This is a genomic window from Streptomyces daqingensis, assembly GCF_014645895.1.
Classification (GTDB): domain Bacteria; phylum Actinomycetota; class Actinomycetes; order Streptomycetales; family Streptomycetaceae; genus Streptomyces; species Streptomyces daqingensis.
The window spans coordinates 478,839-494,074 of sequence record NZ_BMMP01000002.1 but is presented as its reverse complement, the minus strand read 5'-3'; the positions used below and the strand labels follow the sequence as shown (position 1 = coordinate 494,074).

The following is a 15,236-nucleotide window of genomic DNA, read 5'->3' as shown; positions in this document are numbered from 1 at the left end:
GATGCTGACGTGCACACGTCCGGGGGCTACTCTTCGCTGACCAATCCCGTCAGGAGGTGTCCATGCGGCGCATGACCAACCGCCGTTCCGCCAGACTGCTCGCCCTGATCACCGCGACGGCGGCCATCGGCACAGTGGGTGCCGTTCTCGCGCCCGCCGGAGCCGGTACGAAGGACGGCTCGGCGCAACCGAAGAAGGAGTCCGTTGCGGTCGGCCACGGCGGCGCCGTCTCCAGTGTGGACCCCGACGCCTCGGCGGCCGGGATCAAGGTGCTCAAGCAGGGCGGCAACGCGGTCGACGCGGCCGTCGCCACCGCTGCGGCGCTCGGCGTCACCGAGCCGTACTCGGCGGGCGTCGGCGGAGGCGGCTACTTCGTGTCCTACGACGCGAAGAGCGGCAAGGTGCGCACGCTGGACGGCCGTGAGACCGCCCCCGCGAGCGCGGACGAGAAGCTCTTCCAGGAGGACGGCGAGGCGCTGCCGTTCGACGAGGTCGTCACCAGCGGACTGAGCGTCGGCACCCCCGGCACACCCGCCACCTGGGAGAAGGCCCTCGACAAGTGGGGCTCGAAGTCGATGCGCGACGTCCTCTCGCCCGCGGAGCGGCTCGCCCGCAAGGGCTTCGAGGTGGACGAGACGTTCCGTCAGCAGACCGCCGACAACGAGGAACGCTTCCGCAACTTCCCGGACACCGTCGACCTGTTCATGCCGGGCGGCGAGCTGCCCGAGGTGGGTTCGACGATGCGCAACCCGGACCTGGCGCGCACCTACAAGACGATGGGCCGCGAGGGCGCGGACGCGCTCTACGAGGGGCCGGTCGCCGAGGACATCGTCGACACCGTCCGGAAGCCGCCGGTCGGCGAGGACGCGAAGAAGAAGATCCGCAGCGGTGACCTCACGGCGGAGGACCTGAAGGCCTACAAGGTCAAGAAGCAGGCCCCGTCCCGCACCGAGTACCGCGGCCTCGACGTCTTCGGCATGGCGCCCTCCTCGTCGGGCGGTACGACCGTGGGCGAGGCGCTGAACATCCTCGAAGGCGGCGACCTCGGCAAGCTCAGCAAGAAGGAGCTGCTGCACCGCTACATCGAGGCGAGCCGCGTCGCGTTCGCCGACCGCGGGCGCTGGGTCGGCGACCCGGCGGCCGAGGACGTGCCGACGAAGGAGCTGCTCTCCCAGCGGTTCGCCGACTCCCGCGCCTGCCTCATCAAGGACGACGAGGTGCTCAAGAGCCCCGTCGCGCCCGGCGATCCGCGTGATCCGTCCGACTGCGGCAGCGGCGACAAGGCCACCCGCACCCCCTACGAGGGGGAGAGCACCACGCACCTGACGACGGCCGACAAGTGGGGCAACGTCGTCGCCTACACGCTGACGATCGAGCAGACCGGCGGCAGCGGCATCACCGTGCCCGGCCGGGGCTTCCTCCTCAACAACGAGCTGACGGACTTCTCGTTCGAGCCGGTCGACCCGGACGTCCACGACCCGAACCTGCCCGGCCCGGGCAAGCGGCCGCGCTCGTCCATGTCGCCGACGATCGTGCTGGACGAGGGCAAGCCCGCCTTCGCCCTCGGTTCACCGGGCGGCGCGACCATCATCACGACGGTGCTGCAGACCATGATCAACCACGTGGACCGCGGCATGCCGCTGGACAAGGCGCTGAACGCGCCGCGCGCGAGCCAGCGCAACGCGGCGAAGACCGAGATCGAGCCGAAGCTCTACGGGAGCGACGTGCGGCCCGAACTCGAGGAGCTGGGCCACGCGTTCACGAAGGTCCCGGAGCTGGGCGCGGCCACGGCCGTGCGGCCTCTGCCGGACGGACGCTGGCTCGCGGCGGCCGAGAAGGAGCGCCGCGGCGGCGGCTCGGCGATGGTGGTACGTCCCTCGAAGAAGTAACCGGGCGTCTGGAGACGAGAGTTGGACTGCGCCGCGGGCGGGACACCGCCCGCGGCGCAGCTGTACGTGGCGCCGGTCTCCCGCGACGCACCGGTAGCCCACCCCGTCCGCCGGCGCCTGCATCGCGGGCCGCGGCGCGACGGGACGCGGTACCGGCCGGCCCGGCGTCGGAGGGCCGTCGGGCCCGGCCGCGCAGGCCACGCGGTCTTGACACGGACCGGAAACAAGATCGATCGGGCGACCTAACGTCGATGCCCTTGCCACCGTGCGTGACGGGACCTACGGTCACATTCTCACGTGGATCTACGCGTGTCGCATTGCCCTGACCTCCCTCCCAAAGGAGCTGCTCATGACCGATGTTGTGCGCGCCGCACTCGTACAGGCGACGTGGACCGGCGACACCGAGTCGATGATCGCGAAGCACGAGCAGCACGCGCGGGAGGCCGCCCGGCAGGGGGCCAAGGTGATCGGCTTCCAGGAGGTCTTCAACGCCCCGTACTTCTGCCAGGTCCAGGACGCCGAGCACTACAAGTGGGCGGAGTCCGTGCCGGACGGGCCGACGGTGCGGCGGATGCAGGATCTCGCCCGGGAGACCGGCATGGTGATCGTGGTGCCCGTCTTCGAGAAGGAGCAGTCGGGCTTCTACTTCAACACCGCCGCCGTCATCGACGCCGACGGCTCTTACCTCGGCAAGTACCGCAAGCACCACATCCCCCAGGTCAAGGGCTTCTGGGAGAAGTTCTACTTCAAGCCGGGGAACCTGGGCTGGCCGGTCTTCGACACCGCGGTCGGCAAGGTCGGCGTCTACATCTGCTACGACCGGCACTTCCCGGAGGGCTGGCGCGCCCTCGGCCTTGCCGGGGCTCACCTCGTCTACAACCCGTCGGCCACCCACCGCGGCCTGTCCTCCTACCTCTGGCAGCTCGAACAGCCCGCGGCGGCGGTGGCGAACGAGTACTTCGTCGCGGCCATCAACCGTGTCGGCCAGGAGGAGTACGGCGACAACGACTTCTACGGCACCAGCTACTTCGTCGACCCGCGCGGCCAGTTCGTCGGGGACGTCGCGAGCGACAAGGAAGAGGAACTCGTCGTACGCGACCTGGACTTCGGCATGATCGACGAGGTCCGTGAGCAGTGGGCCTTCTACCGCGACCGCCGCCCCGACGCCTACGACGGGCTGGTGCAGCCCTGATGACCACCGCGGACCACGACCCGGCTGGTTCGCCGAGGGTGCTCCACAACCGCCACCGCGCCGTTCTGCCCGACTGGCTCGCGCTCTACTACGACGAGCCGATCGAGATCACCCACGGCGAGGGGCGGCACGTCTGGGACAGCGAGGGCAAGCGCTACCTCGACTTCTTCGGCGGCATCCTCACCACCATGACGGCGCACGCGCTGCCCGAGGTCACCAAGGCCGTCAGCGAGCAGGCGCAGCGCATCCTGCACACCTCCAGCCTCTATCTGGACCGCCCCATGGTGGAGTTGGCGGAGCGCATCGCCGCGGTGTCCGGAATCCCGGACGCCCGCGTCTTCTTCACCACGTCCGGTACGGAGGCCAACGACACCGCCCTGCTGCTGGCCACCACCTACCGCCGCTCGAACCAGATCGTGGCGCTGCGCAACAGCTACCACGGGCGGTCGTTCTCGGCGATCGGCATCACCGGGAACCGGTCCTGGTCGCCGACGTCCCTCTCGCCGCTCCAGACGCTGTACGTGCACGGCGGCGTGCGGACCCGGGGACCGTTCGCCGAGCTCGACGACGCGGCGTTCGTCGACGCCTGCACCGAGGACCTGGCCGACATGCTCGGACAGGCCGGGGGCGACGTGGCCGCTCTGATCGCCGAACCCGTGCAGGGCGTGGGCGGGTTCACCTCCGGCCCCGACGGGCTTCTCGCCGCCTTCCGCGAAGTGCTGCGCGAGCGCGGCGTGTTGTGGATCAGCGACGAGGTGCAGACGGGCTGGGGCCGCACCGGCGAGCACTTCTGGGGCTGGCAGGCGCACGCGCAGGCGGGACCGCCCGACATCCTCACCTTCGCCAAGGGCATCGGCAACGGCATGTCGATCGGCGGCGTCGTCGCCCGCGCCGAGGTCATGAACTGCCTCCCGGCCAACTCGATCTCCACCTTCGGCGGCAGCCCCGTGACCATGGCCGCCGGCAACGCCAACCTCAACTACCTGCTGGAGCACGACCTCCAGGGCAACGCGCGCCGGGTCGGCGGGCTGCTGCTGGAGCGGCTGCGGGCGGCGGCGGCCGGGCTGGGCATCGTTCGCGAGGTGCGCGGCAGGGGCCTGATGGCCGGTGTCGAGCTCGTACGTCACGGCACCGACGAGCCGTGGCCGGAGGCGGCCTCGCTGGTGCAGGAACTGGCCCGCGAGAGAGGGCTGCTCATCGGCAAGGGGGGCGGCCACTCCACCAGCAGCGTCCTGCGGGTGGCGCCGCCGCTGACGCTGACCGTCGCGGAGGCGGAGGAGGGCGCCGAGATCCTGGAGCACGCGTTGCGCACGGCAGACACTCAGCTGGAGGGGAAGAACCCGCAATGACGCACACCCGTACGGCAGTTCGCGGCGGTCTCGTGATCACGGCAGCCGACGAGACGCACGCCGACATCCTGATCGAGGACGGCCGCGTCGTCGCGGTCGCAGCGAGCGGCAGCACCGTCGCCGAGAGCTGGAACGCGGAACGCACCATCGACGCCTCCGGCAAGTACGTCGTCCCCGGCGGCGTCGACGCGCACACCCACATGGACTTCCCCTTCGGAGGCACCTTCTCCTCCGACGACTTCGCGTCGGGCACCCGGGCGGCGGCCTGGGGCGGCACCACCACCATCGTCGACTTCGCCGTGCAGACCAAGGGCCAGGCCCTGCGCGAGGGGCTGGACCGCTGGCACGCGAAGGCCGACGCCCAGTGCTCCGTCGACTACGCGTTCCACATGATCCTCTCCGACGTCAACGAGGGCACCCTCAAGGAGATGGACATACTGGTGGAGGAGGGCATCACCTCCTTCAAGATGTTCATGGCCTACCCGGGCGTCTTCTACAGCGACGACGGGCAGATCCTCCGCGCCATGCAGCGCACCGCCTCCAACGGGGCGCTGACGATGATGCACGCCGAGAACGGCATCGCCATCGACGTCCTCGTCGAACAGGCCCTGGCCGCGGGCCGGACCGACCCCCGCTACCACGGCGAGGTGCGCAAGGCGCTGCTGGAGGCCGAGGCCACGCACCGCGCCATCCAGCTGGCCCGCGTGGCGGGTTCGCCGCTCTACGTCGTGCACGTGTCCGCGGAGGAGGCCGTCGCCGAGCTCGCGACCGCGCGCGACAAGGGCCTTCCCGTCTTCGGGGAGACCTGCCCGCAGTACCTCTTCCTCTCCACGGACAACCTCGCGGAGCCGGACTTCGGCGGCGCCAAGTACGTCTGCTCCACGCCGCTGCGGCCCAAGGAGCACCAGGCGGCGCTGTGGCGGGGCCTGCGCACCGACGACCTGCAGGTGGTCTCGACCGACCACTGCCCGTTCTGCTTCGTCGGCCAGAAGGAGCTGGGCCGGGGCGACTTCTCGAAGATCCCAAACGGCATGCCCGGTGTGGAGCACCGCATGGACCTGCTGCACCAGGCGGTCCTCGACGGCCACATCTCGCGGCGCCGCTGGATCGAGCTGGCCTGCGCCACGCCGGCCCGCATGTTCGGGCTCTACCCCAAGAAGGGGACCCTGCAGCCCGGTTCGGACGCCGACGTCGTCATCTACGACCCGCAGGCCCGGCAGACCCTGTCCGCCGAGACGCACCACATGAACGTCGACTACTCGGCGTACGAGGGCAAGCAGATCACCGGGCAGGTGGAGACGGTGCTCTCGCGCGGCGAGACCGTCATCGACCGCCGTACGTACGCGGGACGGGCCGGGCACGGCCAGTACACCCCCCGCGGTCTGTGCCAACTCCTGGACTGAGCACGGCAGCCGGACAACAAAACACCGAAAGGACTCTGGCATGGACTTCGGACTCGTACTGCAGACTGACCCGCCCGGCTCCCGGACCGTCGGCCTCATGCGCCGCGCCGAACGCAACGGCTTCCGCTACGGGTGGACGTTCGACTCGGCGGTGCTCTGGCAGGAGCCGTACGTCATCCACAGCCGCGTGCTGGAGAACACCGAGAAGCTGATCGTCGGTCCCATGGTGACCAACCCGGGCACCCGCTCGTGGGAGGTCACCGCCTCGACGTTCGCCACGCTCAACGAGATGTACGGCAACCGCACCGTCTGCGGCATCGGACGCGGCGACTCGGCGATGCGCGTGGCCGGGCGGAAGCCGAACACCCTAGCCCGCCTCAGCGAGGCGATGTCCGTCATCCGCGACCTGGCCGAGGGGCGCGAGGCCGTCCTCGACGGCACGCCCGTGAAGCTGCCGTGGGTGCGCGACAGCAAGCTGCCGGTGTGGATGGGGGCTTACGGGCCGAAGGCGCTGGCCATGGCCGGCCGCGAGGCGGACGGCTTCATCCTGCAGCTCGCCGACCCGTATCTGACGGAGTACATGGTCAAGGCGGTGCGCGTCGCCGCCGTCGAGGCCGGACGCGACCCCGACGAGGTCACGATCTGCGTCGCCGCCCCCGCCTACGTCGGCGACGACCTCGCGCACGCCCGGGAGCAGTGCCGCTGGTTCGGCGGCATGGTCGGCAACCACGTGGCCGACCTCGTCGAACGCTACGGAGAGAACTCCGACCTCGTCCCCACCGCGCTGACCGACTACATCAAGGCCCGGCAGGGCTACGACTACTCGCACCACGGCCGCGCCGGGAACCCGGACACCGCCTTCGTGCCCGACGAGGTCGTCGACCGCTTCTGCCTGCTGGGCCCGGCGGAGGCACACGTGCAGCGGCTGAAGGAGCTCCGCGAACTGGGTGTCGACCAGTTCGCGGTGTACGCCATGCACGATGCCACGGAGTCGACCATCGACGCCTACGGGAGCGAGATCATCCCCGCACTCGGCGCCGGTTCCTGACCGGACCCGGACCCGGTCCCGGTGCCGGGCACCGGGAGCGCTGCACGACACGCGACACCCACTGGACCGACCCAGCAGAAGAGGTGTGTGCACATGACCGGGACCGCTCCAGCCGCCGCACCGGGACCGCAGAGCGCTCCCGGTGACGGCCCGGCGGGCGACCAGATCACCCACGCCGACGGCCGGGTGGAGCTCGCCGAGGGCGCCATACCCGACGGAGGCCGGTACACCAACGACGACCTCAGACCGGTGCCGCTCGCCCAACGGCGCTGGACCACCTACAACTTCGCCGCCGTGTGGATCGGCATGGCGCACAACATCCCGTCCTGGCTGCTCGCTTCGGGGCTGGTTGCGCTCGGCATGGACTGGAAGCAGGCCGTGTTCACGATCGCCCTGGCGAACGTGATCGTGCTGCTGCCGATGCTGCTGACCGGTCACGCCGGGCCCAAGTACGGCATTCCCTTCCCCGTGTTCGCCCGCGCCTCCTTCGGCGTGCGCGGAGCCAACCTGCCGGCGATGATCCGCGCCGCAGTGGCCTGCTGCTGGTTCGGCATCCAGACGTGGATCGGCGGGCAGGGCATCTTCATCCTGCTGGGGAAGCTGTTCGGAGGATGGAAGGACGCGTCGCAGATCGGCGGGCAGCCCTGGACGCTGTGGGTCTGCTTCCTGCTGTTCTGGGCCCTCGAACTGGCCATCATCTACCGGGGGATGGAGGCGCTGCGCCGCTTCGAGAACTGGGCGGCGCCCTTCGTCATCGTCGGCGCGTTCGTCCTGCTGATCTGGATGGCGGTGAAGGCGGGAGGCTTCGGGCCGCTGCTCGACCAGCCCTCCGAGCTGGGCTGGGGCGTCGAGTTCTGGCCGGTCTTCTTCCCGGCCCTCATGGGCATGATCGCCTTCTGGTCCACCCTGTCGCTCAACATCCCCGACTTCACCCGCTTCGGCGCCGGCCAGCGCGCCCAGGTGTGGGGCCAGTCGCTGGGGCTGCCGACGACCATGACGCTCTTCGCGCTGCTGTCGGTGTTCGTCACCGCCGGCTCGCAGGCCGTATACGGGGCGACGATCTGGGACCCGGTCGAGCTCGCCGCCAAGACGGACAACGTCTTCGGCCTGCTGTTCGCCCTGATCACCGTGCTCGTGGCGACGATCTCGGTGAACATCGCCGCGAACGTCGTCTCACCCGCCTACGACCTGGCGAACCTCGCCCCGAGGTTCATCAACTTCCGTACGGGCGCGCTCGTCACGGGCGTCGTGGGCGTCGTCATCATGCCGTGGAAGCTGACCGAGACGCCCGAGCTGTACATCTACACGTGGCTGGGCACCGTCGGCGGGCTGCTCGGCACCGTCGCGGGCATCCTCATCGCCGACTACTGGCTGCTGCGGCGGACCCGTCTGCTGGTCGCGGACCTCTACCGGGAGGGCGGCGCCTACTGGTACGGCTCCGGCTGGAACTGGCGGGCGCTGGCGGCGTTCGCCGGGGGCGGGCTGCTGGCGGTCGGCGGCTCGTGGTCGGCGCCCGGCAAGGGGCCTTTCCCCGCCGACGGTCTGATCCCCTTCCTGAAGCCGCTCGCCGACTACGGCTGGGCCGTGGGCATGGCCAGTTCGCTGCTGTTGTACGTGGCGCTGACGCGGGCCGTACCGCCGGAGAGCCCCGCGACCGAACCGCCGGACGGCTCCGTGGCGGAGCCGCAGGCCGTGCCGCAGCAGGGATCCGCCGCGGAACCTTCGGACGGCTCCGTGGCGGAGCCGCAGCAACCCGCGGCCGGTGAGGGCGCGGCGGGCGAGCGGTAGGACGGACGCCGCCGCGGCGCTTCACAGCTCCGCGTCGAGGAGCGGCCGGTTCACGCCGGGGAGGTACTCGTCGAGTACCTCCCCGGCGTGAACCGTGCCGCGCCCACCGCGTGCCGGAACTCGCCCGCCGGGCGGGCCGGTCGGACGCGCGTCGCCACCAGGTGTCACCTCAGCCGGAACATGCTCCGCAGCTCGCCCAGCCGCAGCAGGCGGACCGCGCCCAGGTACGTCCCCGCCAGCACGGCGACTCCCGCGGCCACCTCCGCGGCGGAGGCCGCAACACCGCTGACCGGCAGGTACGCGCAGCCCCGCGCGGCCGCCCAGCCGAGCCCGCCGGCCACGGTCCCGGCGATCACCAGCTTGGTGTAGGCACGGCGCACCTGGCCGCCGTCGAGAGGGCCGCCGAGCCTGCGCCGGAGCAGCCGGGAGGCGAGGACGAGGCCCGCCGCGTACGCGAGCGTGTACGAGGCGGCCATTCCCGTCACCGCCCAGCGTGCGGGCAGCAGCAGATGGCACGCGGTGGCAAGCGCGATGTTCACCGCCGCGGTCCAGGTGGCGACGGCGAACGGCGTACGGGTGTCCTCGAAGGCGTAGAACCCGCGCAGCAGCAGGTACTGGGCGGCGAACGGGACGAGGCCCGGGCCGAACGCCTGCAGCATGTGCCCCAGCGGCCGGGCAGACGCGGCGTCGGCGGCTCCGTGGGCGAACAGCAACTCCGCGATGTGCGGCCCCAGTACGAGGAACAGGCATCCCGCGGGCACGATGAAGGCACCGGTGACCTGCAGTGCCCTGGAGAGGTCCCCGCGCAGGTCACTGACGCGGTTCTCCGCCGCCGCGCGGCTCATCCGCGGCAGCAGCGCGGTGACCAGCGAGACGGTGACGATCGACTGCGGCAGTATCCAGATCGTCTGCGCGTAGGTGTACGCGGAGTATCCGACGCCCGCCTCCGGGAGCGCCTGGTCGGCGGCGTTGGCGTAGTTGGTCACCACGGCCAGGGCCACCTGGTTCACCAGGACGAACAGCAGGGTCCACTTGGCTGCGTGGAAGCTCTTGCCCAGTCCGGTGTTCCGCCACCCGAAGCGCGGTCGGAAGCGGAAACCCGCGGCGCGCAGGAACGGCAGCAGCGACAGCGCCTGCAGCGCGATGCCACTCGTGGTGCCGAGGCCCAGCAGCCGCACTTGCGCGGCGGTGACGTCCTCCACCTGAGCGGGAAGCGTCATCAGAGTCAGGTAGGCGCCGAACATGCCGATGAGCACGAGGTTGTTGAGGACCGGCGTCCACATCATCGCGCCGAACTTCTCGCGTGCGTTGAGGACTTGGCCGAGTATGCCGAACAGTCCGTAGAAGAAGATCTGCGGCAGCAGGAAGCGTGCGAAGACCACGGTCAGCTCGAACGCCTCGTGTGCGGCCGGGGTGTCGCGCATGTACAGGCCGACGATGTACGGCGCCGCCCACACGGCCAGCGCCGTCCCCGCGGCGAGCACGCACAGCACGAACGTCACGAGCCGCTGCTCGAAGGCGCGCCCTCCGTCGGGGTCGTGCGTCCGCGCCCGCACGAGCTGCGGCACCAGCACCGCGTTGAGGGTTCCGCCGACGAGCAGCATGTACAGGCTCGTCGGGATCGTGTTCGCCGTGTTGTACGTACTCGCCAGCAGCCCGTTGCCCAGGGCCGCGGCCTGGAGCAGCTGACGGAACAGGCCCGTGGCACGCGAGGCCACGGTGCCCACGGCCATCAGCAGAGAGGAGCGGGCCAGGCTTCTGCCGCTCGCGTGTCCCTCGCCGGTCCTGGGGCGCTCGTCTTCGCGCTCTCCCTCGGCCGTTCCGGTGTCCGCCGGTGTCGTCCCCGCCCCTTCAGCCATCGGGCCAATCTAGAACAGGGCGGGACGATCGCCGGGCGCGGCTCCGTACAGGCACTCCGCCGGCCGTCCCTCCCCGGTCCGCCGCGCTGCCGCGTCTCGTCCGCCGTGCTGCCCCGCTGAGGAACCCGACACCCGGGGCGGTGTCAAGGGCGGGGTCAAGACCTAGGTTCTGTCTGACAAATCCCGCCTGGTTGGCGGTGCCCGGCACGCGTCCTCACTGCGTTGTCGATCGTCGGCGCAGCCCGCTGCGCTCTCTCCCCCTCGGCCTCGCGGCCTGGGAGGTGCCCCCACCCTCCGCCTTGCGATCACACGCACCGGACACCGCCAACCACGTCCTGACGGACGTACGACGCTATTTGTCAGACAGAACCTAGGCGCCGGGGGAAGTCCGCAGTAGAACTGCCTGGTCGTCAGATGAGAGGCGTCAGGGCGCACGAGGGGCGCCCGTCCCACCGAGGCGAGGTGTCGTACCCGATGAACCGCAAGACGAGATTCCTCCTGACGGGTGTGGCCTCCGCGATCGGCGCGGGCCTGCTGCACAGCTGGTCCGGGCGCGGGGAGCACCTCCTCGCCACTGTCTTCAGCGAGCCCGGCTACAGGGGCAGCGTCCGGCACCTGACGTGGACCGGAGGAAAACCGGAGGTCGTCGCGCTCGGCAAGCTCGGGTTGCCGAGCGTCGGCTCGATCAAGATCGAGCAATCGGTGTTCCGCTTCCGGCCCGCTGCGCGGCTGCCGAACCCGCCCATCCTCTGGTACGCGCTCACCGAGCCCTCCGACCGTACGGACCCCGAGGAGGGCGTGCTCGGCCTCATCGCTCTGAACGAGCTCGCGAGCGTGTTCTCGCCGGGCTACCGGGAGCCGGTCCGCCCGTCCGCGGCGCGCTCGGGGGTCCGGCTCTGGGCCGGACATCCCCGCGTCGCGGCGTCCGCGCGTTCCCGCCGTGCCCTCTCCCGGGGAACGGCTTCCGGCAGTGCGGCGGTCTCAGGTGCCGAGCCCTGGTACGACGTCCTGGCCGACGCCCCCGACCTCGCCTCCTGGGGCAGCCGCGTCCGCTACCTCGAACTCGGCTGCCTCCGGAGGCGCTTCGGCCGCTGAGCCGGCGCCGGGCCGGTCAGGCGGCGCGCAGCTCCTCCAGGAGCTGCGGCAGGGCCTCGCCGATCGGCTCGCGCACGACCTCGTCCGCCATCCCGTCGTACGGCGTGGGCTCCGCGTTGACGATGACGAGGCGCGCCCCGTGCTCGACGGCGATCTCCGCCAGCGACGCGGCCGGCTGCACCTGGAGCGACGTGCCGACGGCCAGGAACACGTCGCACGCCTTGGCCACGCCCACCGCCTGGCCGAGGACTTCGGGGTCGAGGGCCTGCCCGAACATGACGGTCGCCGACTTGAGGATGCCGGAGCACTCGGTGCATGCGGGGTCGTCCTCGCCCGCCTCCACCCGCCGCAGCGCCTCCTCCATGGGGGAGGAGGCCCCGCACTGCGTGCAGACCACGGTGCGCGAACTGCCGTGCAGTTCCAGCACCTTGCGGTCGGGGAGACCGGCGAGCTGGTGCAGTCCGTCCACGTTCTGGGTGATGACGCGCACGGGCCCGCCCGACTGCTCGAACCGCGCCACCGCCTCGTGCGCGGCGTTCGGGCGGGCCTTCCAGGCCGGGCTGTCGCGCCGCATCAGCCAGGAGCGCCGCCGGATGTCCGGATCGGTCATGTAGTAGTCGTACGTGACCAGCTTCTCGGCGTCCGGGTCCTTGCGCCACAGCCCCTGCGGGCCGCGGTAGTCGGGGATTCCGGAATCGGTGGAGATCCCCGCGCCGCTGAGGATCGCCACGAGGGGGCCGCTCCGCGAGCGGTGGCCGTCCTCGCGCCGGTGGTCGGGGGAGTGCCGGTCCGGTGTGGGTTCGGGGGAGGTCGCCATGCCCGCCAAGCGTAGTCAGACGCGGCGGAACGCAGGTCGCACCGGGTCGTTGCGCTGGTCGCGGCGCCGATCCGGGTGGTCGTCCGGTGTTCAGGCAAGCCCTTGCCAGGTCGGTGTATACGACATACTGTCGCCCGCGTCCTGCCGTTTCCGCTGAGAGGTGGGCCGTCATGCGCCGTCGCGTACCGCTCCCCACGCGTGCCGCGGCCCTCCTTGCCGCCGTGGCACTCGGCGCCACGGGGTGCGCTTCGCTGACGACGGCGGCGACCGAGGTCGGCGGGGTCCGCATGAGCGACGAGCGCCCCGTCCGTGACGGCGGCACGCTCACCGTCGCCCTCAAGTCCGACCCGGACAAGCTCGATCCGAGCCTCGGCAGCACCCTCGTCGGACGCACCGTCTTCGCCGCGATGTGCCAGAAGCTCTACGACACCGACGCGGACAACCGCATCAGGCCCCAACTCGCCGCCGGGATGCCGGAGGTGAGCGACGGCGGGAAGCGCGTCGTGCTGAGGGTCCGCAGCGGGGCGCGTTTCAGCGACGGCACCCCGCTGGACGCCGACGCCGTGCGCACCTCGCTGCTGCGCCACCGCGACCTGCCCGCCTCCGCGCGCGCCAGCGAACTCGAACCCGTCGAGAGCGTCAGGACGCTGGACGGCAACCGCGTCGAACTGCGCCTGAAAGAGCCGTACGAGCCGCTGCTCGGAGCGCTCGCCGACCGGTCGGGGATGGTCATGTCCCCCAGGGCGCTGAAGAAGTACGGGGAGGACTTCGCGACCCGCCCGTCGTGCGTCGGGCCGTTCCGCTTCAAGGACCGCGTGACGGGCGACCGGATCGTGCTGGAGAAGGACCCGCACTACTACGCGGCGGAGGACGTCCACCTGGAGAAGGTCGTCTACCGCACCATCGTCGACGGCAACGTCCGCCTCGCCAACCTGCGTTCGGGCGACGCGCAGGTCAGCGACCAGACCGCGCCGCTGGAGGTGCAGAGCGCGCTCACGGACGACACCCTGCAGCTCTTCAACTCGCCGACCCTCGGCTACCAGGGGCTCACGGTGAACATCGGCAACTCCCGCGGCCTGGGAAAGCCGCCCGGCAAGGTGGACAGCGCCCTGGCCCGCGACAAGCGCGTCCGCGAGGCCTTCGCCCTCTCCCTGGACAGGCGGCTCATCAACAAGATCGTCTTCCAGGGCATGTACGACACCGCCTGCGGCCCCGTGGCGCCCTCCAGCGAACTGGGCACGGAAACGCGCTGCCCGGGACGCGACCTCGAACGCGCCCGCCGGCTACTGAAAGAGGCGGGGGAGAAGGGCAGGGTCCCCGTCGAACTGACCATCTCCAACACGGTGGAGGACATGCGCCTCGGCCAGGTCGTACAGGCCATGGCGAAGGACGCGGGCTTCCAGGTCCGCCTGCGGCCCACCGAGTTCACGACGCTTCTCGAACACGCCGACAAGGGCGACTTCGAGGCCGTCTCCGTCGGCTGGTCCGGACGGCTCGACCCGGCGGGCAACATCGACGCCTTCGCCGGCACCCTCGGCTCCGAGAACCGCTCCGGCATCTCCGACGAGCGCATCGACGGGCTCATCGAGGACGGACGGCGCACCTCCGACCCCGCCGAGCGCAAGAAGATCTACCGGGACCTCACCGAAGCCGTGAACGGGCAGTACGGGCTGATCTACCTCTACCGGCAGCGCAACTACGTCGTCGCCAACGAGGACGTGGCCGGTCTGCGCGTCTACGGCGACGGGCTCATACGTGTCGAGACCGCCGGCTACGGCGGCGGGACGGAGGCGGGGGACCGATGACCCGGTATCTGCTCCGCCGCCTCGGCCAGTCGGCGCTGACGCTGGTCATGGTGAGCATCGTCGTCTTCGCGGGCGTGCGGGCCATGCCCGGCGACACCGCGAGGGCCCTGGCAGGGGAGGAGACGACACCCGAGGCGCTCGACGCGATCCGCCGCCAGTACGGCCTGGACCAGAACATCGCCGTGCAGTACGCCCGTTACGTCGAGAACGCCGTCAGCGGCGACCTCGGCACCTCCGCCCGCACCGGGCTCCCCGTCACCGACGGCATCTTCGACGCCCTCCCCGTCACGCTCGAACTGGCCTTCCTCTCCTTGCTGCTGGCCGTCGTCGTCGGCATCGGCGCGGGGGTCATCGCGGCCGTCCGCAGGGGGCGGCCCGCGGAGTGGATCGCCAACACCGTCGCGCTGCTGGGACTTTCGGTGCCCAACTTCTGGCTCGGCATCCTGCTCATCCTCGCCTTCGCCATCGCCGTACCCGTCTTCGCCGCGTCCGGCTTCGTTCCCTTCGGCGACGACCCGCTGGAGAACCTCCGCCGGATGGTGCTCCCCGTCGTCGTCCTCGGCAGCGGCCTGGCGGCCGTCGTGATGCGCCAGACGCGGGCCGCGATGCTGGAGTCGCTTTCCGCGGACTACGTGCGCACCGCCCGCGCCAAGGGCCTCCTGCCGCACCAGGTCGTCGGAGGGCACGCACTGCGGAACTCGCTCGTCACCGTCGTCACCGTCCTCGGCCTCCAGCTCGGCCACCTCATCTCGGGGGCCGTCGTCACGGAGCAGATCTTCGTCCTCCCCGGCTTCGGCAAGCTGATGATCGACGCCGTCTTCACCCGCGACTACGCCATGGTCCAGGGCGTCGTCCTCTTCACGGCCACCGGATACATCCTGGTCAACCTCGCCGTCGACCTCCTCTACTCCGTCATCGATCCGCGGATCCGGCTCGGAGGTGCCCAGTGAGCACGGACGCCGTCCACAGCGGAACGGCCCGAGGGCCCGCC

Annotated in this window: 11 protein-coding genes; 9 read left to right on the top strand and 2 right to left on the bottom strand. The window is 70.9% G+C overall.

The features are described from left to right. Window positions 1-62 precede the first annotated feature (62 nt). The 6 genes from ggt to IEY56_RS04530 all read left to right on the top strand — a co-directional run bounded on the left by ggt (window position 63) and on the right by IEY56_RS04530 (window position 8,669). The gene (ggt, locus tag IEY56_RS04555; protein WP_373292029.1) at window positions 63-1,889 is read left to right on the top strand and encodes a gamma-glutamyltransferase; all 1,827 of its coding nucleotides are present in this window, start codon (window positions 63-65) and stop codon (window positions 1,887-1,889) included. Between the two features lie 349 nt (window positions 1,890-2,238). Next, window positions 2,239-3,081: a nitrilase-related carbon-nitrogen hydrolase gene (locus IEY56_RS04550; RefSeq protein ID WP_189035729.1), complete on the top strand. Its 843-nt coding sequence runs from the start codon at window positions 2,239-2,241 to the stop codon at window positions 3,079-3,081. Then, window positions 3,081-4,430: an aspartate aminotransferase family protein gene (locus IEY56_RS04545; RefSeq protein WP_189035728.1), complete on the top strand. Its 1,350-nt coding sequence runs from the start codon at window positions 3,081-3,083 to the stop codon at window positions 4,428-4,430. Before IEY56_RS04550 ends, IEY56_RS04545 begins: the two co-directional genes overlap by 1 nt. Then, window positions 4,427-5,833, top strand: a complete 1,407-nt coding sequence (gene hydA / locus IEY56_RS04540; protein ID WP_045865813.1) for a dihydropyrimidinase — start codon at window positions 4,427-4,429, stop codon at window positions 5,831-5,833. Before IEY56_RS04545 ends, hydA begins: the two co-directional genes overlap by 4 nt. Window positions 5,834-5,873: 40 nt before the next feature. Beyond that, the gene (locus IEY56_RS04535; RefSeq protein ID WP_189035727.1) at window positions 5,874-6,881 is read left to right on the top strand and encodes a TIGR03842 family LLM class F420-dependent oxidoreductase; all 1,008 of its coding nucleotides are present in this window, start codon (window positions 5,874-5,876) and stop codon (window positions 6,879-6,881) included. 93 nt (window positions 6,882-6,974) lie between these two features. Then, the gene (locus IEY56_RS04530) at window positions 6,975-8,669 is read left to right on the top strand and encodes an NCS1 family nucleobase:cation symporter-1 (protein ID WP_189035726.1); all 1,695 of its coding nucleotides are present in this window, start codon (window positions 6,975-6,977) and stop codon (window positions 8,667-8,669) included. Between the two features lie 164 nt (window positions 8,670-8,833). Here the strand turns inward: IEY56_RS04530 and murJ are convergent, their stop codons facing one another. Further along, on the bottom strand, window positions 8,834-10,402 hold the full coding sequence (murJ, locus tag IEY56_RS04525; protein ID WP_229711620.1) for a murein biosynthesis integral membrane protein MurJ: 1,569 nt from the start codon (window positions 10,400-10,402) through the stop codon (window positions 8,834-8,836). Window positions 10,403-11,002: 600 nt separating this feature from the next. On the opposite strand from murJ, the gene IEY56_RS04520 reads away from it, so the two are divergent. Further along, the gene (locus tag IEY56_RS04520; protein WP_189035724.1) at window positions 11,003-11,623 is read left to right on the top strand and encodes a hypothetical protein; all 621 of its coding nucleotides are present in this window, start codon (window positions 11,003-11,005) and stop codon (window positions 11,621-11,623) included. Between the two features lie 16 nt (window positions 11,624-11,639). Here the strand turns inward: IEY56_RS04520 and IEY56_RS04515 are convergent, their stop codons facing one another. After that, window positions 11,640-12,440 (bottom strand): SIR2 family NAD-dependent protein deacylase, encoded by an 801-nt coding sequence (locus IEY56_RS04515; protein WP_189035723.1) that lies wholly within the window; start codon window positions 12,438-12,440, stop codon window positions 11,640-11,642. Window positions 12,441-12,610: 170 nt separating this feature from the next. On the opposite strand from IEY56_RS04515, the gene IEY56_RS04510 reads away from it, so the two are divergent. Further along, complete coding sequence (locus IEY56_RS04510; RefSeq protein ID WP_189035722.1) at window positions 12,611-14,245, top strand: ABC transporter substrate-binding protein; 1,635 nt, start codon at window positions 12,611-12,613, stop codon at window positions 14,243-14,245. Further along, a complete protein-coding gene (locus IEY56_RS04505; protein ID WP_189035721.1) occupies window positions 14,242-15,195 on the top strand; it encodes an ABC transporter permease in 954 nt (317 codons plus the stop codon). The genes IEY56_RS04510 and IEY56_RS04505 overlap by 4 nt, the downstream gene beginning before the upstream one ends. Window positions 15,196-15,236 lie beyond the last annotated feature (41 nt).